The 22920-nt window shown below is 62.5% G+C and carries 17 protein-coding genes; 5 read left to right on the forward strand and 12 right to left on the reverse strand.

Annotation, left to right across the window (positions count from 1 at the left end; translation table 11 throughout):
• Positions 1 to 35 precede the first annotated feature (35 nt).
• Both gcvP and AB1A62_RS06560 read left to right on the forward strand, forming a co-directional pair.
• The gene (gcvP, locus tag AB1A62_RS06555; RefSeq protein ID WP_366660722.1) at positions 36 to 2888 is read left to right on the forward strand and encodes an aminomethyl-transferring glycine dehydrogenase; all 2853 of its coding nucleotides are present in this window, start codon (positions 36 to 38) and stop codon (positions 2886 to 2888) included.
• Between the two features lie 107 nt (positions 2889 to 2995).
• On the forward strand, positions 2996 to 4000 hold the full coding sequence (locus tag AB1A62_RS06560; protein ID WP_366660723.1) for a helix-turn-helix domain-containing protein: 1005 nt from the start codon (positions 2996 to 2998) through the stop codon (positions 3998 to 4000).
• Positions 4001 to 4070: 70 nt separating this feature from the next.
• Here AB1A62_RS06560 and AB1A62_RS06565 read toward each other — a convergent pair whose 3' ends face one another.
• From AB1A62_RS06565 to AB1A62_RS06580, 4 genes are all read right to left on the reverse strand, one after another.
• Positions 4071 to 5366 carry an ABC transporter permease gene (locus AB1A62_RS06565; protein ID WP_366660724.1) on the reverse strand — a complete coding sequence of 432 codons (1296 nt, stop codon included), beginning with the start codon at positions 5364 to 5366 and terminating at the stop codon, positions 4071 to 4073.
• Positions 5363 to 6283 carry an ABC transporter permease gene (locus AB1A62_RS06570; protein WP_366660725.1) on the reverse strand — a complete coding sequence of 307 codons (921 nt, stop codon included), beginning with the start codon at positions 6281 to 6283 and terminating at the stop codon, positions 5363 to 5365. Before AB1A62_RS06570 ends, AB1A62_RS06565 begins: the two co-directional genes overlap by 4 nt.
• A 13-nt stretch (positions 6284 to 6296) precedes the next feature.
• On the reverse strand, positions 6297 to 7409 hold the full coding sequence (locus AB1A62_RS06575) for an ABC transporter ATP-binding protein (protein WP_366660726.1): 1113 nt from the start codon (positions 7407 to 7409) through the stop codon (positions 6297 to 6299).
• Between the two features lie 156 nt (positions 7410 to 7565).
• Positions 7566 to 8690, reverse strand: coding sequence for an extracellular solute-binding protein (locus tag AB1A62_RS06580; RefSeq protein ID WP_366660727.1), 1125 nt, complete (start codon positions 8688 to 8690; stop codon positions 7566 to 7568).
• Positions 8691 to 9193: 503 nt separating this feature from the next.
• Between AB1A62_RS06580 and AB1A62_RS06585 the strand changes: the two genes are divergently transcribed.
• On the forward strand, positions 9194 to 11629 hold the full coding sequence (locus tag AB1A62_RS06585; protein ID WP_366660728.1) for an FAD-dependent oxidoreductase: 2436 nt from the start codon (positions 9194 to 9196) through the stop codon (positions 11627 to 11629).
• 89 nt (positions 11630 to 11718) lie between these two features.
• Here the strand turns inward: AB1A62_RS06585 and AB1A62_RS06590 are convergent, their stop codons facing one another.
• The 3 genes from AB1A62_RS06590 to AB1A62_RS06600 form a co-directional block, all read right to left on the reverse strand.
• Complete coding sequence (locus AB1A62_RS06590) at positions 11719 to 12984, reverse strand: ABC transporter permease subunit (protein ID WP_366660729.1); 1266 nt, start codon at positions 12982 to 12984, stop codon at positions 11719 to 11721.
• Entirely contained in the window at positions 12981 to 13787 is an 807-nt protein-coding gene (locus AB1A62_RS06595) for an ABC transporter ATP-binding protein (protein WP_366660730.1), read from the reverse strand. Before AB1A62_RS06595 ends, AB1A62_RS06590 begins: the two co-directional genes overlap by 4 nt.
• Before the next feature lie 100 nt (positions 13788 to 13887).
• The gene (locus tag AB1A62_RS06600; RefSeq protein WP_366660731.1) at positions 13888 to 14883 is read right to left on the reverse strand and encodes an ABC transporter substrate-binding protein; all 996 of its coding nucleotides are present in this window, start codon (positions 14881 to 14883) and stop codon (positions 13888 to 13890) included.
• Between the two features lie 207 nt (positions 14884 to 15090).
• Here AB1A62_RS06600 and AB1A62_RS06605 point away from each other — a divergent pair, with 207 nt between their 5' ends.
• Entirely contained in the window at positions 15091 to 16062 is a 972-nt protein-coding gene (locus AB1A62_RS06605; protein ID WP_366660732.1) for a LysR family transcriptional regulator, read from the forward strand.
• Positions 16063 to 16209: 147 nt separating this feature from the next.
• Entirely contained in the window at positions 16210 to 17487 is a 1278-nt protein-coding gene (gene hisD, locus AB1A62_RS06610) for a histidinol dehydrogenase (protein WP_366660733.1), read from the forward strand.
• An 18-nt stretch (positions 17488 to 17505) separates the two neighbouring features.
• On the opposite strand, the gene AB1A62_RS06615 is transcribed toward hisD, so the two are convergent.
• Genes AB1A62_RS06615 through nosZ form a run of 5 tightly spaced genes read right to left on the reverse strand, consistent with a single transcriptional unit; the run spans position 17506 to position 22912 of the window.
• Positions 17506 to 18024: a nitrous oxide reductase accessory protein NosL gene (locus AB1A62_RS06615; RefSeq protein ID WP_366660734.1), complete on the reverse strand. Its 519-nt coding sequence runs from the start codon at positions 18022 to 18024 to the stop codon at positions 17506 to 17508.
• The gene (locus AB1A62_RS06620; protein WP_366660735.1) at positions 18021 to 18842 is read right to left on the reverse strand and encodes an ABC transporter permease subunit; all 822 of its coding nucleotides are present in this window, start codon (positions 18840 to 18842) and stop codon (positions 18021 to 18023) included. The genes AB1A62_RS06615 and AB1A62_RS06620 overlap by 4 nt, the downstream gene beginning before the upstream one ends.
• The gene (locus AB1A62_RS06625; RefSeq protein ID WP_366660736.1) at positions 18839 to 19741 is read right to left on the reverse strand and encodes an ABC transporter ATP-binding protein; all 903 of its coding nucleotides are present in this window, start codon (positions 19739 to 19741) and stop codon (positions 18839 to 18841) included. The genes AB1A62_RS06620 and AB1A62_RS06625 overlap by 4 nt, the downstream gene beginning before the upstream one ends.
• Complete coding sequence (locus tag AB1A62_RS06630; RefSeq protein ID WP_366660737.1) at positions 19734 to 21002, reverse strand: nitrous oxide reductase family maturation protein NosD; 1269 nt, start codon at positions 21000 to 21002, stop codon at positions 19734 to 19736. Before AB1A62_RS06630 ends, AB1A62_RS06625 begins: the two co-directional genes overlap by 8 nt.
• 2 nt (positions 21003 to 21004) lie before the next feature.
• Positions 21005 to 22912: a TAT-dependent nitrous-oxide reductase gene (gene nosZ / locus AB1A62_RS06635; protein ID WP_366660738.1), complete on the reverse strand. Its 1908-nt coding sequence runs from the start codon at positions 22910 to 22912 to the stop codon at positions 21005 to 21007.
• Between the last annotated feature and the right edge of the window lie 8 nt (positions 22913 to 22920).

A 22920-nucleotide genomic window follows, 5' to 3' on the forward strand; every position in this document is an offset into this window, starting at 1 on the left:
GGCGGGGTCCATTGCCCCAGACAAGGACCCATGTAATGGCCTTCAAACTTACCGATTACGAAGCCTATGACTTCGCCAACCGGCGCCATATCGGCCCGTCTCCGACCGAGATGCGGGATATGCTGCAGGTGATCGGCTTCAAGACCCTGGACGAGCTGATCGACGCGACCGTGCCGCCCGCCATCCGCCAGAAAGAGGCGCTGGACTGGGGCCCGGCGATGACCGAGCGTGACGCCCTCTTCCACATGAAGCAGGTGGCCTCCAGGAACAAGGTGCTGACCTCGCTGATCGGCCAGGGCTACTATGGCACCACCACCCCGGCGCCGATCCTGCGTAACATCCTGGAAAACCCGGCCTGGTACACCGCCTATACCCCCTATCAGCCCGAAATTTCCCAGGGCCGTCTTGAGGCGCTGCTGAACTTCCAGACCATGGTCAGCGACCTGACCGGCCTGGACATCGCCAACGCTTCGCTGCTCGATGAAGCCACCGCCGCTGCCGAAGCCATGGCAATGGCGCACCGCGGCTCGCGCTCTAAGGCGAACAACGCAGCCTTCTTCGTCGACAAGAACTGCCACCCGCAGACCGTTGCCGTAATCCAGACCCGTGCAGAGCCCCTGGGTATCGACGTTGTGGTTGCGGATCCCGACGATCTGGATCCGGGCGCAGTCTTCGGCGCGATCTTCCAGTACCCCGGCACCTACGGCCATGTGCGCGATTTCACCAAGGAAATTGAAGCCATTCATGAGCACAAGGGCATCGCCGTTGTGGCCGCCGACATCCTGGCGCTGGCGCTACTGAAGTCGCCCGGCGAGATGGGCGCGGACATCGCCATCGGCTCCACCCAGCGCTTTGGCGTTCCGATGGGATTTGGCGGCCCGCACGCTGCCTATATGGCAACCACCGACAAGCTGAAGCGCGCCATGCCCGGCCGCATCATCGGCGTGTCGGTCGATGCCCGCGGCAACAAGGCCTACCGCTTGGCGCTGCAGACCCGCGAACAGCACATCCGCCGCGAGAAAGCCAACTCCAACGTCTGTACCGCACAGGCGCTGCTGGCTGTCATCGCGTCGATGTACGCGGTCTACCACGGCCCCGACGGCATCAAGGCAATTGCCCAGTCGGTGCACCGCAAGACCTCGCGCCTGGCCGCCGGGTTGGAAGAGCACGGCTTCAAGGTGCAGCCGGAAGTCTTCTTCGACACCATCACCGTCGAGGTCGGTCCGCTGCAGAAAACCGTCATGGAAGCAGCGGTTGCCCGCGGCGTGAACCTGCGCAAGATCGGCGACAGCCACATCGGCATCTCGCTGGACGAGCAGACCCGCCCGGAAACCATCGAAGCGGTCTGGGGTGCCTTCGGCATCGAGAAGAAAGACGACAGCGTCAAGAACCGCGCCTACCGCCTGCCCGACTATGCGCTGCGTGAAAGCGAGTATCTGACTCACCCGATCTTCCACAAGAACCGGGCCGAGGCAGAGATCACCCGCTACATGCGCCGCCTGGCCGACCGCGATCTGGCGCTGGACCGTGCAATGATCCCGCTGGGGTCCTGCACCATGAAGCTGAACGCGACCATCGAGATGATCCCGGTCACCTGGCCGGAATTCGGCAACCTGCACCCCTTCTGCCCGGAAGACCAGGCGCAGGGCTACCACCAGATGATCGCCGATCTGAACGACAAGCTCTGCCAGATCACCGGCTATGACGCGATCTCCCAGCAGCCGAACTCCGGTGCGCAGGGCGAATACGCAGGCCTCTTGACCATCCGCAACTACCACGCGGCCCGGGGCGAAGCGCACCGCAATATCTGCCTGATCCCGACCTCCGCGCACGGCACCAACCCGGCGTCGGCACAGATGGTGGGCTACAAGGTGGTTCCGGTGAAATCGGACGACAGCGGCAACATCGACGTCGCCGACTTCCGCGCCAAAGCCGAGGAGCATTCCGCGAACCTCGCGGCCTGCATGATCACCTACCCGTCGACCCACGGCGTGTTCGAGGAAACCGTGCAGGAAGTCTGCCAGATCACCCATGATCACGGCGGCCAGGTCTATATCGACGGCGCCAACATGAACGCCATGGTGGGCCTGGCCCAGCCGGGCAAGATCGGTGGCGACGTTTCGCACCTGAACCTGCACAAGACCTTCTGCATTCCGCATGGCGGCGGCGGCCCCGGCATGGGTCCGATCGGCGTCAAGGCGCACCTGGAAGAGCACCTGCCCGGCCACCCGGAATACGGCACTGCAGTGGGTCCGGTTTCGGCGGCTCCGTTCGGCTCCCCCTCGATCCTGCCGGTCAGCTGGGCTTACTGCCTGCTGATGGGCGGCGAAGGCCTGACCCAGGCGACCAAGGTTGCGATCCTGAACGCGAACTACATCGCGGCGCGTCTGAAAGAGGCTTACAAGATCCTCTACACCTCGGAAACGGGCCGTGTGGCGCATGAATGCATCCTGGACACCCGTCCGCTGGATGACGAAGGCAACGTCACCGTTGACGACATCGCCAAGCGCCTGGTCGACTCGGGCTTCCATGCCCCGACCATGTCTTGGCCGGTGGCCGGCACGCTGATGGTGGAGCCGACCGAGTCCGAGCCCAAGGACGAGCTGGACCGCTTCTGCGATGCCATGCTGTCGATCCGTCAGGAGGCTCAGGACATCATCGAGGGCAAGATCGATGCGCAGAACAACCCGCTCAAGCACGCGCCGCACACGGTGCGCGACCTGGTCGGCGAATGGGACCGTCCCTACAGCCGCGAGCAGGCCTGCTTCCCGCCGGGCAACCTCGGCGTCGACAAATACTGGCCGGTGGTGAACCGGGTGGACAACGCCTATGGCGACCGTCACCTGGTCTGCACCTGCCCGCCGATGTCGGACTACGAAGAAGAGTAAGCCCAGGACTTCCTGGCTTACTGCCCCGCCGGTGCGTCCGGCGGGGCATCCCCGCAGCCCCTCCTGTAACGCTGCATCCCTGCATGTCCCGCTCAGAGGAGAGAATGATGTCCCGTCTCGAACCGCTGACCGTGCCAGCTTCCCGGCAAACCGCTGACAGCGCGGCCCTGGCCCGCTTCCACGATGTCGAAATCATTCTGCCGCAGCCGGACTCGCCCGCCGCGGCCCAGATGATCTGCGAAGTCTTCCGCGCCGCCAACGATCTGTTCCCCGACAGCGGCTACCGCACCGCCGTGCGCAACCTGGCATCGCAGATGCGCACTGTGCCGGAAGACTGGAACCCTAAAACCGTGATCTTCCTCGGCGGCATTTCCAGCCGCTGGCCGCTGAACTCCGGCGAAAAAGCCAGCCTGCAACGGATCTGCCGCCAGGCGCAGCGCTGTCTGTTCGCCGGCAGCGCCATTTTCCTGCTGCCGGAAACCGGCCTGAACGCCGCGGTAAAGACTGCGGTGCATACGAATTTTGCCGCCGTAGCGGAAGAGGAGCAGATGATCTGCGCCCCGGCTGGCACCCTGACCACCACGTCGGGCCGCATCAGCACCGCCGTCAGCAGCTTTGCCGCCCTGCGGCTGCTGGCCAATTTCCTGCGCGCCGACCGCGGCGCCTTCATTGCAGATGCGGTCTGCGATTATCTGGGCCTCGCCTTTGGCCCCGCCTCGGAACAGTCGAAGGTCTCTTTGCAGCTGCGCCAGACCGCCGGCGGCGACGCGCTGGTAGTCAAGATCCTCGACCTAATGCAACAGAACCTGGAAGAGCCCCTGTTGATCCGCGATATCGCCCAGCAGGCCGGAGTGTCGCCGCGCAAACTGGAGCGCCGCTTCCAGCAGAAGGCGCAGACCAGCCCGCTGGCGGCCTACCGCAAGCTTCGGATTGAGAAGGCGCGCCAGCTTTTACTGCACACCACTCTGCCGCTGGCCGAGATTGTGGCCGCCACCGGCTTCGGATCCCGCAGCAGCCTGACGGAATGGTTCAAGCGCGAGTACAAGACCAGTCCGCAGGCCTTCCGCAAGCAGTATTATGCGGACCGCCATCCGGCTGGCTCGCTGGCCTGACAGCAGCCGGTTCAGGCAACGCAAAAGGCGGCCCCTTCGGGCCGCCTTTGTTGTGTCAGGGCGGTGCGGTTCAGTTTCCGGAACCGCTGTCCTCACCGTCGCCCGACAGGGCGTTCGGGTCAAAGACGTTGCCGAAGCCGGAGCTATTGCCCTGCGGCTCCTGCTCTGCTTCAGATTCTGCCTCACCCTCGCCCGACAGGCTGCCCGGGGCAAACACTCCGCCAAAGCCGGAGTTGTTGCCGGAGCCTGCTGTCGGAGCGGTCTGGGCCGGGGCGGCCTCACCCTGTTCTTCCAGTTGCTGCTGGCGGCGCAGTTCGCGCTGGCGGCGCAGCTCCTTGATCCGCTCCTCGGTCTCCAGGCGCTTCTGCTCCTGCACATTGGCGATACACTGCTGCGGGCTGTAGACCGTCGCGGTACCGACAACTGCCACCGTCGCACAGGCCACAACCACCAGTGCCACCGCCGCCACATTGGAGCTGAGGAAGCCCGGCAGCCGCAGCTTGCCGCTTTCCAGCTCTTCCACGGTTGCTTTCTTGCGCGCCTCGGCAACCAGCTGCTTGCGGCGGATGCTGGCCTCGTTGAACAACGCCGCAAACACCGTCAGCACCACGATGATAAAGGCCAGGGCCGAAATCGCCGGAGTGATGCCATAGCGGACCTTTTGCGCCAGTTCGATGGTGAGCGTCGGATACTCGCCGAAGGTGAAAGTGGTGGTGTTGTAGTTCTCGAAGCTCGCGAGGAACGCCAGCACCGCAGCCGAGGCAATCGCAGGCCGCATGAACGGCAGCAGCACCTTTCGGAAGGCCTGGGCATGGGTCGCGCCAAGGTCCAGCGCAGCCTCTGTCAGCGCGATGTCATAACGCTGGAGACGCGCCACCAGCACCAGCATGCAGTAGCTGGCGATGAAGGTAGACTGGCCGATGATGGTCAGGAACAGCCCATTGGACAGGAAGCTGTCGGCACCAAGGCCCAGCATCCGGTTAATCCGGTCCCAGAACACCAGGGTCGAGATCCCCAGCACCACACCGGGGATGAGGATCGGCGCGATGATGATGGTATAATAGGTCGCGCGCAGCTTGGGCCAGATCTGGGTGAGCATCAGCGCCCCCGCCAGGCCCATCGCCACCGACAAGACCACCGTGCCCGCCCCCACCAGGATCGAGTTCCAGATGCCGTTCAGAATCCGCTCGTCCTGGAAAAGGGCCGAGAACCATTCAAACGTCAGGCACTCCCAGGGAGTCATCCGCGGGAAAGAGGGTGAGTTGAAGGCGGTTGCCGACATGATCACCAAGGGGCCCAGCAGATAGGCAAAGAAGATCGCCAGATAAACCCAGAGGCTCAGGCGCATAAAGGTGAAGTTCTTCATTTGCCGATATCCCCCATGTTCACCTTGAACAGGCGCATGACGGCCAGCACCAAGAGAATGCAGGTGACCAGCAGCACCACCGCATAGGCTGCGCCCTGCGGCCAGTCTGAGTTGTCATTGAACTGCTGGTAGATCAGCTGAGTGAACCACAGGGACGAAGGCCCGCCGAGGATCTGCGGCGCTGCCAGGGCACCGGCCGACAGCATGAACACCATGGTGCAGCCCGAGGAGATCCCAGGCTTGGCATAGGGAATGACCACCCGCCGGTGGATCATCGGCCAGCTTGCCCCCATGTCCCGAGCGGCCTCGATCTGGTTGCGGTCCAGGCTCTCGATCACGTTGTAGATCGGGAAGATCATTAGCAGGATGTAGGCATACCCAAGGCCCGCATAGAGCGCGATGTCGTTGCGGATGAAGTCGAAGGGCGTGTCGAATATCCCCAGCCCCACCAGCATATTGTTCAGCACCCCGGTCTCGCCAAAGATGATACGCAGCGCAAAGGCCCGCAGAATCTCGTTGATCCAGTAGGGGATGATCAGCATCAGCGCGAAGATGCGGATGTGATTGCCCTTGGTCTGGGCAAGGTAATAGGCGATGGGATAACACAGGATCAGGTTGAAGATGGTGACGCAGACCGCCGCCACCAGGGTGCGGAAGAACACCTTGAGGTCGACCGCGTTATAGTCCTGGCTGCCGCCCTCGGGGCCGTAGATCAGGTACTTATAATTCTCCAGCGTGTAGACATCCTTGGGCCCGCCGATCTCCGGCGGCGGCAGGTTGGGCCGGAACGAGAAGTCGAGCATCGACAGCTGCGGCAGGATGATGAGGCCGATGGTCCAGAACAGGACCAGCCCCAGCATCAGGCTGCCCATGCCGGTGCCGTTGCGTTTGAAAAACTCCCTCAGGAAGCTTGGCATGGCTTGGGCCTCCTTATTCCGCGGCCAGCTCACCCGCGGGCACGATGACGGCGTTGTTCGCCTCGTATTCCAGGGTGATGTTCTGGCCGGTATGGTCCTCGAAAGACTGGCCCAGGTTCGGGATAGAGACCTTCAGCTCCTTGCCGCCCTCGCCCTCCATGAAGATGTTGAAGACATTGCCTTCGAACTCTTCGTGGTTGACCTTGGCCGTCACGAAATGATCGCCAGAGGCACCCTGAGGTGCCAGAGCAAAGGCCTCGGGGCGGATGAACATCATCGCCTCGTCGCCTTCCTTCATTTTGCCCTGGTTGGCGGTGGAGATCCGGGCCACCAATTCGCCCGAACGGTTGGTCGCGATCAGCGCCTCATTGCCCATGACACGCTTGACGCGGCCGCGGAAGACATTGTTTTCGCCAACAAAGGAGGCGGCAAAGGCGGTGGAGGGATCGTTGTAGATGGTCTTGCCATCGGCGATCTGGTCGATCACGCCCGCCTTCATCACCGCGATGCTGTCGGACATGGTCAGCGCCTCGCCCTGGTCATGGGTGATGTAGATGAAGGTGATGCCGACCCGCTGCTGGATCTCGCGCAGCTCGGTCCGCATGTGCTGGCGCAGCTTGAGGTCCAGCGCCGACAGCGGCTCATCCAGCAAGAGCACATCCGGCTCGGCGCAAAGCGCCCGCGCGATCGCCACCCGCTGGCGCTGGCCGCCAGACAGCTCGCTCGGCAGCTTGTCGCCCTGGCCGGGCAGCGCGATCATGTCCAACAGTTCATCGGCGCGCTTCCTGCGCTCCTTGGCCGAGGCGCCCTTGATCTCCATCGAGAAGGTGATGTTCTCCCAGATCTTCATCAGCGGGAACAGCGCCAGGTTCTGAAAGATCAGCGCCGTGGGGCGCTTGTTCGGCCCGATCCCCTTCATGTCGTTGCCACCGATCAGCACCTTGCCGTCGCTTGGCTCCAGAAAGCCCGAAACCGTGCGCAGAATCGTCGTCTTGCCGCAGCCCGACGGGCCCAGGAAGGAGAAGAAATCCCCCCCATTGATGTTCACATTGGCATCGCGCACGGCGACAAAGTCACCGAAGCGGATCCAGAGGTTCTCGAGATCAACGCCGACCCCAGCACTCATTTGGCTTCTCCCTAGGGTACAGGTCCCCATTCCGGTGGCATGCCACCGGCCCCGCTAGGCCTGCTTCCTATTTCTATTCGTATGTGATTGCGCCGGACGGCACATGACTGGCCCCCGGAAAAATCCCGGGGGCCAAGTGTTTCAGGCGCTTAGGCTTCAAGCGCTCTTGAATTTGTTGACGAACTCAGTGCGCACGTCGGCATACCAGGGCGCCTCGGCCGGCCAGGGGTTCAGGTTGGCCAGTGAATTGCCAGGATAGGCCTCTGCAAAGTTTTTCTTGTAGACATCTCCCGAGAAGCTGTCGGCACCCAGCACCGGCGAATTGTAGCCGTGGCTGTCAATCGCTTTGCCTGCCGGCTCCTGCTCGTAGGCATAGGAGATGAAGGCGTAGACCTGCTCTTCGTTCTGCGCACCCACTGGCATCGACATGCCGTCGACCCAGGCCATTGCCCCTTCGACCGGCGCTTGGTAATGCACCGGCTCGCCGGCGGATTTCAGGGCCAGCGGCGGGCCGTCCCAGGTCTGGCCGACCACCACGCCTTCGTTCAGCAGGCCGTTCTTCTGAGTGTCAGCATCGTTCCAGATCAGCTTGATCCGGTCCTTGCGCGCCACGCACCAGTCGGTGACCTGGCCCCAGACCTTGCGCATAGTTTCCTCGTCGTCATAGGCGGCCCAGATCGAACCCGGCTCCATTTCGCCCGAGGCTTCCATATAAAGGCCTGCACCCAGCATCATCGAATGTGCCCGGCCCATGGTTTTGCCGGCATTCTCTTCCGACCAGACATCGCCATAAGACGGCGCATCACCTTCCGGCAGCCACAAGTCGGTGCGGTAAGCGATGCCCTCGGTGCCCCAGATGTGCGGCAGCCAGTGCACGCCTGCACCGCCGAAGTTCCAGGCATCGGTGCCGATCTTGGCCATCGCCGGGTTCACTGCGTCGATGTTGACCTTGCTCATGTCGAAAGGCTTCAGCAGTTCCAGCGGCCCCCACTGCAGCGAGCGGTTGTTGGTCGGCGAAACGATGTCAAAGCCCTGGCCTTTGGTGGCCTTCATCTTGTTGATGATTTCTTCGTTCGACCCGATGCCGGTGTAGTTTACCTTGATGCCGGTCTTGGCTTCAAAGCCCGAAATGAACTCCGGTGGCAGATAGTCCGACCACATCAGGATGTTGATCTCGCCCGAAGACGCCAGCGCGCTTTTCGAGTAGAGCGGCGCCGCCAGTGCAGCGGCGCCGGCACTCTTCAAAATGCTCCGCCGCGTCAGCTTACCAGTGTTTGTCATTGATCCAATTCTCCCTTTGGACTGCAAATTGTTATTCTTGTTGTTTCAACGGTGAAACCTTGCGAAGGCTTGCCCGCATCCAACAGTGACAGTTTTAGAAAACGATAAGACCAGATTACCCATCAACCTGCGCAACATGGTGCCAGTTTTGGCACAGTTTGAGAACTCCCGCGACAAAATGCGATGAGAAACTATTCCTTTAGCAGCACTGTGCGCGCAGCGGCGCGGGCCGTCAACGCTCCTGCGCCTCCAGCCGGCACAAAGCTGTAACGTCAGGCAGGTAAAACATCGTGACTCAGCTGGGTGTTAACAGACGCCCCCGCAGGTAAAGGCGCATCGGGCGGCCGCCGTTGCCGTTGTTGCTCCTGCTGCCGCGCGTTCCAGCGGCATCCTCGCAATTGGCTCAATCGCGCTTTCGATTTTTTGCGAAATGCATTCCTCCGTCTTGCCGCCGCTGCCATCCCGCCGCTTAGTCAATAGGGAACTGTCAGGAGGCCCGTTTCATGAAATCGCGCACCAAGGTTGTGGTCATTGGCGGCGGCATTGCCGGCTGTTCCACCCTCTACCACCTCACCCAGGAAGGCTGGAGCGACGTCGTTCTGGTAGAACGCAACGAATTGACCAGCGGTACCACCTGGCACTCGGCAGCGCAGGTCACGAACTTCGGCATGAACCAGACCATGGTCGGTTTGAAAAGCCATTCTATCGCGCTCTACAAAAAGCTGGCTGAAAACCCTGAATATCCGATCAACTACCATCACGGCGATGGCGGCATCAGGCTCGCCGACACGCCGGAGCAGATGCAGGGATACCGCCACTTCGCCTCGATGGCGCGCGGCATGGAGGTGCATTTTGAGGTGATCGACGCGGCAGAATGCGCCCGCCGTCACCCGCTGATTTCAACGGACAATCTGGTGGGTGGTTTGTGGGACCCGCTGGATGGCGACATCGACCCGGCACAGCTGTGCCAAGCGCTGGCCTATCACGCGCGCAAGGCGGGCTCCGAAGTCTATCGCAACACGCCGGTCACTGCCCTCACCCAGCACAAGGACGACACCTGGACCGTGCACACGGAACACGGGGACATCGACTGCGATATCGTGGTGAACGCCTGCGGTTACCGGGTGAATGAGGTCGGCGCGATGATGGGTGTGCACCACCCGGTCGCCTCGATGGAGCACCAGTATTTCCTGACCGAAGACATCCAGAGCATCATCGACGCAGGCCGCCGGATGCCGCTGATCCGCTGCCCAATCTCCGACTACTACTGCCGTCAGGAAAAGAACGGGCTGCTGATCGGCTTCTACGAGCAGGACTGCAAGACCTGGGGCATGGACGGGATCGACCCGAACTTTGTGAACGCCCTTTGCCCCGATGACCTCGAACGGGTGATGGACGTGCTGGAAGGCGCGTTCGAGAGGATGCCCGCGCTGCGCGAAACCGGCATCCGCTCGATTGTGAATGGGCCCATCACCTATACCATCGACGGCGCGCCTCTGATCGGCCCGATCCCGGGCAAGCGCAACGCTTTCTGCGCCATCGGCTTGCGCGCAGGCCTGGGAGAAGGCGGCGGCCACGGCTGGCTCTTGGCGCAGATGATCGTGCATGGCGAGGCCTGCTATGACACCTGGTGCGTCGACCCTCGCCGCTTCACCACCCACACCAACGTGGAGTTAACTGCGCTGAAGGCCATCGAGGACTACCAGAACGAATTCCGCTTCCACTTCCCGTATGAGCACCGTCCGGCGGGCCGCCCGGCCAAGACCACGCCGCTGACGCCGGTGCTGGCGGCAGAAGGCGCCGAGTTTACAGTTGTTAACGGCTGGGAGCGTGTGGAGTACATCAAGCCATCGCCAGAGTTCCATCCTTCGCTCAGCTTCACCTTCGACGAGGCCTTCGACGTGGTCGCGGCGGAAGTGAAGAACGTGCAGGAGAACGTAGGCCTGACCGAGGTCAACGGTTTCAACCGGTTTGAAATCACCGGCGCCGACCGCCACAGCTTCCTTGATCGCATGTTCTGCGGCACCGTCACCAAACGCGCAAACCGCGTGGGTCTTGGATACCTGCTGAACCACCATGGCATGATCAAGTGTGAGGCCACCGTGGCCAACCTCCCCGCCTCGGACCGCGGGCCGGAACGGGTCTGGTACGGCTCGGCCGCCGCCAGCGAATTCCACGACATGGACTGGCTGCAAGGCCAGATCCGCGCGGATGAGGACGTTCAGGTCCGCCCCCTCACCAATGACCAAACCATTCTGGTCCTGGCCGGTCCCCGGGCTCGGGACGTGCTTTCTGTCTGCGCCCGGGGCGATTGGTCGGCTGAGGCCTTCCCCTGGCTGTCGGTACGCGAATGCTTCATTGGCTTTGCCCCGGCCACGGTGATGGGCGTCAGCTTCTCTGGCGAGCTGGCGTATGAGATCCACGTCCCCAACGCCTCGCTCTACGCCGCCTATCTGGCACTGCGGAAGGCCGGTGAGGGGCACGGGCTCAAACTCTTCGGCGCCCGCGCGGTCGAATCGATGCGGATGGAGAAAGGCTTCCTGCACTGGAAGGCCGACCTGATCACCGAGTTCGATCCGTTCGAGACTGGGCTGGACCGGTTCGTGAAGCTTGAAAAGGGCGACTTCATCGGCCGCGACGCTCTGCTGAAACGCCAGCCCGAAGGCGCCCGCAAGAAGCTGGTGACGCTGCAGATCGACGCCACCCACGCCCCAGCCCACGGCGGTGCCTCACTGATGCAAGGCGACAAGGTTGTAGGCACCGTGACCTCGGGCGATTGGGGCCACCGGGTGGACAAGAACCTGGCCTATGCCTTTGTGGAGTCGGAGCTGGCGGCGGAGGGCAGCACCATGCAGCTCGACCTCTGCGGCGATCTGGTTGGTGCAACGGTCATCGCCCCCTCTCCCTATGATCCCGGCTTCGACCGCATCCGCGGCTGAGCTCTTCCCTAACAACAAAACGCCCGGGGCCTTCCCCGGGCGTTTTCTTCGCTTAACTCACCGTCTTCCTTGCGAAACTAAGCGTCAGATCAGCTGCGGCCCTTCCACGGCACCAGCCAGTTCTCGGCCTTGCGCATCAGGATGTCGATGCCATAGCCGATGATGCCGATCAGCACGATGCCCATGATCACGATATCGGTCAGCTGGAACTTGGACGCGGCAATGATCATCATTCCCGCGCCCTTTTGCGCGGCAACCAGCTCGGCAGCCACAACCGTGCCCCAGCAGACGCCCATTGCAACCCGCGCGCCGGTGAAGATTTCCGGTAGCGAGTTCGGCACGATGACATGGCGCATGATCTGCCACTTGGAGGCGCCCAACGAATAGGCCGCGTGGATTTTCGAGATGTTCACCCCGGACACCCCGGCCCGCGCCGCAATCGTCATGATCCAGAGCGCCGCCAGGAAGAGCAGAACGATTTTGCCGGTCTCCCAGATGCCAAACCAGATGATGACCAGCGGGATCAGCGCCAAAGGCGGCACCGGACGCATGAACTCGACAATCGGATCGAACCAGCCGCGGAACCAGCCGCTGAGGCCCATTGCATAGCCGAGCGGAATCCCGACGATGGCACCGGTCACAAAGCCCGCCACAACGCGCAAAAGCGACCAGCCAAGGTGCTGCCACAGCGAGAAGTTCTGATAGCCCTCATTGGCGATCTCAAAGAACCGAGACACCACGGTTTCCGGGGCCGGCAGCCAGATCGGGTTCATTTGCATGCCGCTGTCCGGGGTAAAGCTGATTGCGCCCTTTCCGGTCAGCGTCACGGTGCCGTCTCCTGTGTCGACCGCGCCGCCAATCGCAATCGGCTCACCATTGATCGCCACGATCTTTGCGCCGTCCCGGCGTTTGGCCTCGTCATTCTTGTCAAACAGCAGCGTGGTAGACCGCCCGGCCTGTGCTGCCAGCGCATCATTCGAGGCAAAGCCGCTGCCGCCCTCGACTTCGAACTTCTGGACATCTTCGCCAAATCCGAAAACCCGCACAGTGACATCTGCGTCATCCGTGGCGCCATCGGCGTCTTCCAGCGTGTAGGTGAAGGTGGTCTCGCCGGTGAACGGCCCTGGCACGTGGATCGGGAACAGTTTGGAGCCTGTGAAAGCCGCCCAGATCACAAAGATCACCAGAACCGAGATGATCGAAGCTGCCCGGTCCGGGCTCACGGCGCTTTCGTCGCCGAAGGTTACGGTCTTGAGGCTGGTGAAATCCTGACGCGACTGCATCCCCTTGCGGATGATCTGCACTAGGAAGAAGGCGCCGGCAAACAGCGCGATATAGAACAGAAGAACGCTCATGCCACTTGCTCCGTCCGGCCCATGATCTCCTCTTCCATCTCCCAGATCATCGAGAGGATCTCATCGCGGGTTTCGGCAAAGCCTTCAGATTTCTTGACGTCGCGCAGGTCGGCATTCACGCCGCGCTCTGCAAAGGGCAGGTTGTATTCGCGGTGGATACGGCCGGGCCGCGGCGCCATCACGATCAGCCGCTCGCCCAGAAGCAACGCCTCCTCAACGGAGTGGGTGATCAGGATGATAGTCTTGCCGGTCTCTTTCCAAAGCTTCAGCACCAAGCCCTGCATCTTCTCGCGCGTCAGCGCATCCAGCGCGCCCAGCGGTTCGTCCATCAGGATCACGTCCGGCTCATTGGCCAGGCAGCGGGCCAGTGCCACACGCTGCTGCATGCCGCCCGACAGCTCATAGACCGCCTTTTCCTTGAAGTCCTGAAGGCCAACAATTTCCAGCAGATGGTTGGAAATTTTCTCCCGCTCTGCCCGGCCCATGCCCTTCATCCGGGGGCCGAATTCGACATTGTCGCGCACGTTCATCCATTCGAAAAGCGCGCCTTTCTGGAAGACCATGCCGCGCTCGGCGTCAGGGCCGGTCACCACATGGCCATTTAGCTCCACCTTGCCTTCGGTAGGAGCCAGAAACCCGGCGAGGATGTTCAGCAACGTGGTCTTGCCGCAGCCTGACGGGCCCAGCACCGACAGCAACTCCCCCGCCTGCAAATTCAAAGAAACGTCTTTCAGCGCCTGAACCGAACTGCCGTTGGGCAGGTCAAAACGCATGGAGACACTCTTGATGTCCAGTCCCGACATCGCTTCCCCTTCCTGTTAGCACCCGTTTGCAGCCGGCCTGCAACGGCGGATGCGGACGGCCCGGAATCCGGGCCGCCCGTCTTTGCCAGTTCGTTCTGGCTCAGTTCAACGCAGCTGCCAGCGGTCCGCTGTCCACAGCGCCGTCATAGGAATCCAGCGCAGCCTCGATGCTTCCTGCGTTCACGAACACATCCGCCACGCCTTTCATGAAGCTCTGAGCGCCGCCGCCCAGCCATTTCTCGGACAGCTGGTCCTCAGCGGAGGGGAAGCTGAAGGTGGCGATTGTGGCCTCGGCATCGGCCAGATCCATACCCGCATCCTTGGCAATTACCGGCAGCATCTCGTCCTTGCTTTCGCCCGCATTCCACATTGCGTTGGCATCTGCGGTCACCTTCAGGAATTTGCTCAGAAGGGCGCCCTCATCGGCGATAAAGCCCGCCGGCGCGCTGGTCACGTCGAACACCAGAATGCCCAGCTCTTCCTTCTCGGCGCCTGTCAGCAGCACATTGCCGTGCTCCAGCATCCGCCGCAGCGCACCGCCCCAGCCGCAGACCATATCCAGGTTGCCCTGGGCAAATGCCGCCGCACCATCCGCAGGTGCCATGTCGACGATCTCCATCGAGCCGACATCAACACCGAAATGCGCCATCTGCGACAGGAAGCCGTAATGCGCAGCGGTGCCGATCGGCACACCCACTTTCTTGCCAGTCAGCTCGCCGGCGTTGTCCTTGTCGATTTCCAGCGCTTCAGCCACCACGCAGTTGTCGTTGTCGGAGTAGCTGACCGCCACATCCACCGTCTGGATGTCCTGGCCGGCAGAGGTCGCAACCACAAAGGGCGGCACACCTTGGCTTACCGCAATCTGCACATCGCCCGAGGCCATTGCCGCAGACATCGCTGTACCGGTGTCAAAGGAGACCCAGTTGATCTTGACTCCCATTTCTTCTTCGTAAGTGCCATTGGCCTTGGCAAACTGGAACGGCATCGGCCATTCCAGGAAATAGGCCACTGTGATTTCATCCAGGGCCGAGGCCTGTGTCGCTGAAAGCGCAGCAGCGGCTGCGCAGGCTGTTGAAAGCAGATACTTTTTGATCATATTAATCGTTCTCCCAGTTGTCACGCCTGGCTCGTTCTATGCGGGCCTTAAGGCTCTGATTTTTGCACGGCAAACCTTATCCGGGAAGAGAATTCGCTGTAGAATAAAATTACTCCTGCAGAGAAAGTAAAACTCAGTTTCGATTTTATCGCATGTATTGGCGCATTTCTGTGGATAGCATATGCAAACCGCTAGGGAGGGCCGAAAATGCAAAAGACGCTGAGTCTGCGCTGGCTGGAAGTTTTCCAGCTGATCTCGAAGTCCGGGTCGATACAAAAGGTCGCGGCGGAAACCGGGCTCTCGATCAGTACTGTGTCCAACCATCTTCGCAGTCTTGAAAACGCGCTTGGCGTAGACTTGGTGGACCACACCCGGCGCCCGATGGGGTTGACCCCCGCAGGGGTGGTCTTTGCCCGTTATGTCTACGACGGACTGATGACGCTAAGGCGCGGCGAGGCGGAAATGCGTTCCGGCAGCTGGCAGCATGCTACCGACCTGCGCATGGCGCTGCTGGATGATTTTGACAATGAGGTCGGCCCGGAACTGTTCCAGTTCCTCTCCACTGCTCTGCCGCGCTGCAGTTTCCGGCACTACACCCGCCCCAGCCACGAGATCATCGAAAAGCTGCAGGCGCAGAAGCTGGACGCAGGCGTTGCCACCCGCCCGTCAGGGCTGCTGCCCGATCTGATCGAATACCCGCTGATGCGCGACCCGTTCATTCTAGTGGTGCCGGCAGGCTACACAGGCAGCGTCGATGAACTGACCAAACACGGAGCACCGTTGCCCTTCTTACGCTATTCCCGCGATCACACCATCGGCAAGCAGATCGAGACCCAGCTGACCCGGCTCAAAATCGCGCTGGCCAACAGGTTTGAGCTGGAATGCAACCAGTCGATCATCGGCCTAGTGTCCGAGGGAAGCGGCTGGACCGTCACCACCGCCGCCAGCTACCACCGCGCCCAGCGCTTCCACGAAAAAGTCAAAGTGGTGCGCTTCCCGGGGAAAAGCTTTGCCCGAACAGTGTCTCTGTTCACCACCAGCGTCTATCCCGCTGCCACGTCGCAGCTGATTCACGAGGCCCTGCAGAAGTCCCTGCGGCATCACTTTACCGACCCGATCATCCAGCGCTTTCCTTGGCTGGGCGAGGAATTCCGGACTCTGCCCTCAGGCGCAGGCTGACCGCTAGGGCAATTAGAAACAAACATCCGTGTTTTTCGAAACCCTTGGGTCGCGGCTTGACCGTCCGGCCCGCCAGCCGCTGTCTTAGGCGCAAACCGCGCCGTGCGCTTCCCGCGCATCCGGCAGCTGTTCGAGGAGCTTGGACCCATGGCAATCACCTATCTGAAACAGGCACCGGCGCGCCCCGCCGCTGAAAGCAGCGACATCCGTGACACAGTCGCCGTGATGCTCGCCAACATCCAGCGCGAAGGCGAGGAAGCGGTACGCCGCTATGCGGAAAAGCTGGACGGCTGGACCGGCCCGATCGTGGTGACAGACGCCCAGCGCCGGGCCGCCTGCAACCGGGTTTCGCAGCAGACCAAGGAAGACATCCGGTTCGCACACGCCAATATCCGCCGCTTTGCCGAGGCGCAAAAGGCCACGATGGGTGAATGCGAAGTGGAAGTGATCCCCGGCCTGATCGCGGGCCAGAAGCAGATTCCGGTGTCCAGTGCCGGCTGCTATGTGCCGGGCGGCCGCTACAGTCATATCGCCAGCGCGCTGATGACTATCACCACCGCCAAGGTGGCCGGCGTGCCCCATATCACCGCGGTCTCCCCGCCGCGCCCCGGCAGCGGCATTCCCGACGCCATCATCTATGCCATGGACCTGTGCGGTGCCGACTTGATCCTGAACCTGGGTGGGGTGCAGGGCATTGCCGCCATGGCCCAGGGCCTTTTCAGCGCCCAGCCAGCCGACATCCTGGTCGGGCCTGGCAACTCCTATGTGGCAGAGGCCAAGCGGATGCTGTTCGGCGAGGTCGGCATCGACATGTTTGCAGGCCCCACCGACTCTCTGGTCATCGCCGACCACACCGCCGATGTGGAAACCGTCGCCTGGGATCTGGTCAGCCAGGCCGAACACGGCGCCGACAGTCCGGTCTGGCTGGTCACCACCAGCGAGAGCTTGGCCAAGGGCGTCATGGCCCGCGCGCAGGCGCTGATTGACCGGCTACCGGAACCCAACCTCTCTGCCGCCCACCGCGCTTGGCACGAACGCGCTGAGGTGGTTCTCTGCGGCAGCCGGGAAGAAGCCGCTCTGGTGGCTGACCGCTACGCCCCCGAACATCTGCAGGTGCAGGCCGAGGATCTCGACTGGTGGCTGAACCGTCTCACCGCCTATGGCTCGCTGTTTCTGGGCAAGGAGACCACAGTGTCCTTCGGCGACAAGACCTCAGGCCCCAACCACGTGCTGCCCACCAGCGGTGCTGCGCGCTATACCGGCGGGCTGTCGGTGCACAAGTTCACAAAGACCGTCACTTGGCAGCGCTGCAACACCGCTGCCTCGCATGAGCTGGCCCAGCGCACAGCCCGCATCAGCCGGATGGAAGGGATGGAAGGCCACGCTATCGCCGCTGAGATGCGGCTTCAGCCGGAGACCGCCTGAGGCAATACGTCGAACCGCTCAGGACGGCGTCTCCAGCCTTTGGTCCAGATCAACCGGCCCCAGCACTGCATCATCGGGAATCCCCTCGAACCCGGCGACAGAGCCACCATAGCGCTCAGCAAACCGCGCGGCGTCCTCAGGCGAAGCAAAGGGGACGACTTCCGGCGCCCCCATGCCGCCGGCGACGTTGGAGCCGACCACGAAATGCGCCTGCCTGGCTTCGATCCAATTCTTGGTGCCAGGATGTTCCCAGCTTGGTGCCGCGCCCATGTCGCTCACGTAGATGGCGGTGATTTCCGCATCGCGCTCCGGGCTTTTCACGTAGGCCGCCAGATCGCGCACCTGGGCAAAGAACAGCGGTGCCGGGAAGCCGTCCAGATGGATCTGCCCCTTCGGGCCGCCATGTTCAGCGACATTCATCTGGCAGAAGTAACTGAGCGCCACTTCGGTCAGCTCCACCGGCGCAGGCGGCGCCTTGGCCTCCTCCTCCTGGCAGGCAGACAGCACCAATGCGGCAGCAAGGATCAGGCGTTTCATGGCTCCACCCTCCGGAATGCGGCGCAGGCCAGCAGGAATCCCAGCGCAGGCCACAGCAGGAGCGACAGCGGAGCGGCCCAGCTTGGCAACGCACTGGCTGCCCCTGCCATGCCGCTGGACAAGGCCACACTTTCCGAGGCCGCTACATTCCACAGCCGGAACGCATCCGCCGGGTTCGCAACCATCACCCACGGGAAAATCTTCTGGGTGAATACCCCGCCGCTGTCCATCACTACGGCCCCAAGCAGGCCAAGGTCATAGAGCACCACAAACACCAGCCATACGCCTGCCGAAAGGCCGGCCGCGGCCGTGGCTCCGCTGGAGAGCGCCGACAAAGCATAGCCCAGCACCAGGAACACCGCGCCCAACAGGATTGAGGTCAGCACCAGCCGCCCCAGCGCCAGCAGGCTCTCGGGACCGGCGCCGCCAAACCAGGCGGCCACGGCTCCGGCTGCGCCAAAACCGATGCACATGGCGACAGCCAAGGCGGCCAGATGCGCCATCAGCTTGCCCAAGAGAATCTCGGCCCGTCCCGCCGGATAGGCCAGGAGCAGGGCAAGGCTGCCCCGATCCCGGTCGCCCGCCACCGCGTCAAACCCCATCATCAGCGCCAGAAGCGGCGCCAGGTAGACCGACAGGGTAGTCATCGAGGCGACCGAGACCGTCAGCATGTCCACCCCCAGCGTCCCCGTCGGCGCGGATCCGGCAAAGGACAGCGCCAGCGCAAACGCCAGCATGATCAGCGTCGCCATTACCAGCCAGCGGTTGCGGCCCAGGATCAGCATCTCGGCACGAGCAATGGCAAAGGCACGTCTCATTTTCGGTCCTCCCCTGAATAATGGCGATAGAGGTCTTCCAGCCGCGGCGGCACCATGTCGATGTCAGCAACGGCGTCACCCATAGCTGCGATCTTGCGCAGCTCGGCCATCTTGTCTTGCGGCGAGCAAAGGATCTCAACCGAGGCACCGTTGATCCGCCGCCCGCCGGTTTCAACAGCAATCCGGTCGGCGTGCGCGCCGCTGGCCTGGACCCTCAGCTTGACCGGCAGCCCGGCCTGGGCCGACAGGCCGGCCAGCGTGTCATCCGCCACCTTCACGCCCTTGCGCAGGATGGCGATGCGATCAGTGCGCGCCTCCACCTCTGTCAGCGCGTGGGAGGCGATCAGCACCGCCGCGCCCTGTTCGGCCAGTTCATTGATGATGGCGTAAAGGTCTTGGCGCGAGATCGGGTCCAGCCCGCTGGTAGGTTCATCCAGCAGCGCCAGCTTCGGGCGGCCCAGCAGCACCTGCGCCAGCCCCAGCCGCTGCCGCATCCCCTTGGAATAAGCGCCGATACGGCGGTGCATTGCCTCGCCCAGCCCGACCCGTTCCAAGAGGCCTTCGATGTCCGCGCGCTCACCCGCAAGGCGGGCAAACAGCGCCAGCTGTTCATGCCCCGTCAGAGCCGGGTGAAAGCTGACTGCCTCCGGCAGAAACGCGGTGGCGCCGCGCGCCGCGGCACTGCCGGGGGCTGCCCCGCAGATGCGGATGCTGCCGCCCTCATGCCGGATCAGGCCCAGCACCGCCTTGATCATTGTCGACTTGCCCGCGCCGTTGTGGCCCAAGAGCGCCAGCCGCTCGCCCGGCGCGATGTCCAGGTCGACGCCATGCAGCACCTGTGTCCTGCCGCGGAACTTGTCCAGCGCGCGGATTTGCAGCGGGCTGATTGCGTTATCCATCTTGTTCAACCTTTCTGGCGGCCCCGGGCCGCTCTGGCCGCATCAGCGGGTGGCTGTCGATCACCCCGCCGGGCAGCAGCGCGGGAAACGCCGACTGCGACCAGCGCACCAGCTGCACCGCGGGCGATCCCATCAGCAGCTTCGCCGCCGGCTGGGTCCACAGCACGTGGTCCATGCTGTCATTCGGACGGTAGGGCGCATCGGAGATGCCATCCCCGTCCACATCAAAACCTGCGAAATCGGACCAGTAGTTGCCCTGGCCTTCCTCGCTCCATTCCACCCATTTTGTGGAGACAAACTTCACCTGATGCCGGTTGCCGACAAAGGCATTGCCAACCATCCGGTTGCCATCGCTGCCCGCGGTGAAATGAATCCCGATGCCGCAGCCCTCGAACCAGTTGCCCGAGAAATCATTCTTGTGTGCGTTATAGAGGAAGGTGCATTTGTCCTTGGCGCCCTTCACATAGTTGCCGCGCACCTCGCCCTGGTTGGCATAGTTCAGCATCACCCCGTGATCGCGGTCATTCAGCGAGACATTCCCGGTCACCTTGACCCGTTTCGAGAACATCACCGCATAGCCCAGGTGATTGCCGATCGAGACGTTGCCCGACACCTCGGAATTGTCGGCATACATGTAATGCACGGCAAAACGCAGGTCGCGGAAAGTGTTGTTGATGAAGCTGTTCTTCTTGGAACTGTTCACAAAGATCCCGTCGCGGCCAAAGCGGATGTCATTGCCGTCCACCACCGCGCCCGGCGCGTTCCAGACATAGACCCCGTTGCCGCGGGCATTCATGTGCCGGTCCAGACGCCCTTCGATCCGGTTGCCCTGCACCAGGCTTTTCCGGGCGCCGTGAATATCCACGCCGTACAGGTTGCCCAGCAGCACGTTGTTCAGGATCTGCGACGCCTTTGCGGTCTTGGTCAGCTTAATGCCGCTGTCGATCTCCTGATGCGAGGAGCCGGAGCCAACAACGGTCAGGTTCTGAACGGTTACGCCCGGCCCGGTCACGGTGATCACCGATCCCTTGCCCTGCCCGTCCAGTGTGGCGTGGCCCTGCCCGTCCAGAATGACAGGCCGGTCCAGCACCAGGGTTTCGGCATAGTCGCCAGGGGCGAGGCGGAGGGTGTCGCCATCCGCCGCCTGCGCCAGTGTTTCAGAAATGGCCCCTGCCCGGTTGGGGACATCCCAATCCGCCGCCCAGGCGGGCGCCAGGCCGGCAAGGGCCGTAACCAGGGATATGGGCAGGAGCCGTTTCATGGTTACGCGCTCCGCGGCTCGACCAGCATCCGGCCGCGCATTTCCATGTGAAGCGCGTGGCAGAACCACTGGCAGTAGTACCAATGCACGCCCGGACGTTCGGCGATGAACGTGACCGAGGCGGTTGCCAGCGGCCCGACCTCCATTGCGATACCGAAGTTCGACAGGCAGAAGCCGTGGGTCAGGTCGTCAATATCATCCAGGTTGGTGACATAGACGGTGACTTCGTCGCCCTGCTTGACGGTGAACTTCTCAAGGCTGAAGTTCGGCGCCTGGCTGGACATGTAGACCCTTACCTTGTCGCCGTCGCGCACGATGGTGTCTTGATAGTCGTCCAGATCGACGCCATCCGCCTCTGCCTGCTTACGCGCGTCTTCCCACATCGGGTCGTTGCGGTCCCAGACGCTGGCCGGGTTCACCTTGGAGCGGTGCACGATGATGGAGTCATGCGGCTCGGCAAAGGTCGGGCCGTCGTGCACCACCTTCATCTTGTCGCCGGAGATGTCGATCAGCTGCTCGTTCTCGGGCTTCAGCGGACCGACGTTCAGGAACCGGTCCTTGGAAAACTTGTTCATCGAGATCAGCCACTTGCCGTCCGCCTCGGCGGTTTCGCCCATGGAGGTGGAGTTGTGGCCCGGCTGATACTGCACATCGACCTTGTCCATGATCGGGTCCACATCGGCGCCCGCAAAGGCCTCGATCGCTTTGGCGATGTCCCATTTCACCACCTGGCTGTCCAGGAACAGGGTGGTGTAGGCATAGCCGCGGTTGTCGAATGCGGTGTGGAGCGGCCCCAGGCCCAGCTGCGGTTCCGCCACAATGGCCGAGCGCGGGTCGGCATCCGCATCAAACAGCGCGTCCAGCTTCTCGACATCGATCACCGAGACGGTCGGCGACAGCTTGCCGTTTACGCAGACGTGTTTTTTGTCCGGTGCGGTGTTGATGCCGTGCGGCGAGTTCGGGATCGGAATGTAGCGGGTCAGCTTGCCTGGCGCGCCCTTGCGGCCGTCAACCACCTTGGCGCCGTTCAGCTCCTCATACTCGCCTGCCTCAATCGCTGCCTCGATGGCTGCGATGTTGAAGACAACCACGTGGTCCAGCTCGTTCTCGGTCATCTCGGCAAGGGTCATGCCCATTTCCGAGTTGTAAGAGGTCGAGTAGGCGTATTTGCCCTGATAGTCACAGTCGGTGTTGTCCAGGTTGCCCGAGACGATCACCTGCCAGGCGACTTCCATGGTGTCGCCGTCGATAGCGGAGAAGATGTTCACGTATTGCGACGGATCATCCAGGATCTGGCCGTCGTTGACCAGCGGTGCCTCGTGCTCGCCGTTGGCAAAGACATAGCCGGTGCGCGGGAACTTCTGCGGACGCAGGCCGTGGATGTCTTTGGCGTTCGGGATCTCGATGATCTTGTCGCACTTCATCACGTCGCAGCGCACGCGGGCGACGCGGGTGTTGGCCTTGTCGTTCATGAACAGGTAGCGGCCGTCATAAGTGCCGTCGGTGAACGACATATGCGGGTGGTGCAGGTCGCCGTTATCGTAGGTTTCTTTGCCGTTTGCGGCCAGGAATTCCTTGGTGTCCGGCAGCAGGCCCTCGGTCAGGATCTTCTTGGACTCGTTGGTCTGGCCCCAGCCGGTGGCCGAGCAGCGGTTGAACACCGGGATCCGCATCAGCTCACGCATCGACGGCACGCCCAGAATGCGCAGCTCGCCGGTCTGGCCCGAGGACCAGAAACCATAATATTCATCCAGCTCGCCCGGCTCCAGATTGACGCCCGCGGCCTGGGCCGGCTTAGCACCCAGCAGAGTGGAACCGGCGCCGGTGGCCGCCAGTACGGCACCGGAGGCAGTGGCCCCCAGAAGGCCGCGGCGGGTGACGGGCAGTTTGTTTTTCAGGTCTTCAGACATGATGTCCT

This window comes from Leisingera sp. JC11 (assembly GCF_040704725.1).
Taxonomy (GTDB): Bacteria; Pseudomonadota; Alphaproteobacteria; order Rhodobacterales; family Rhodobacteraceae; genus Leisingera.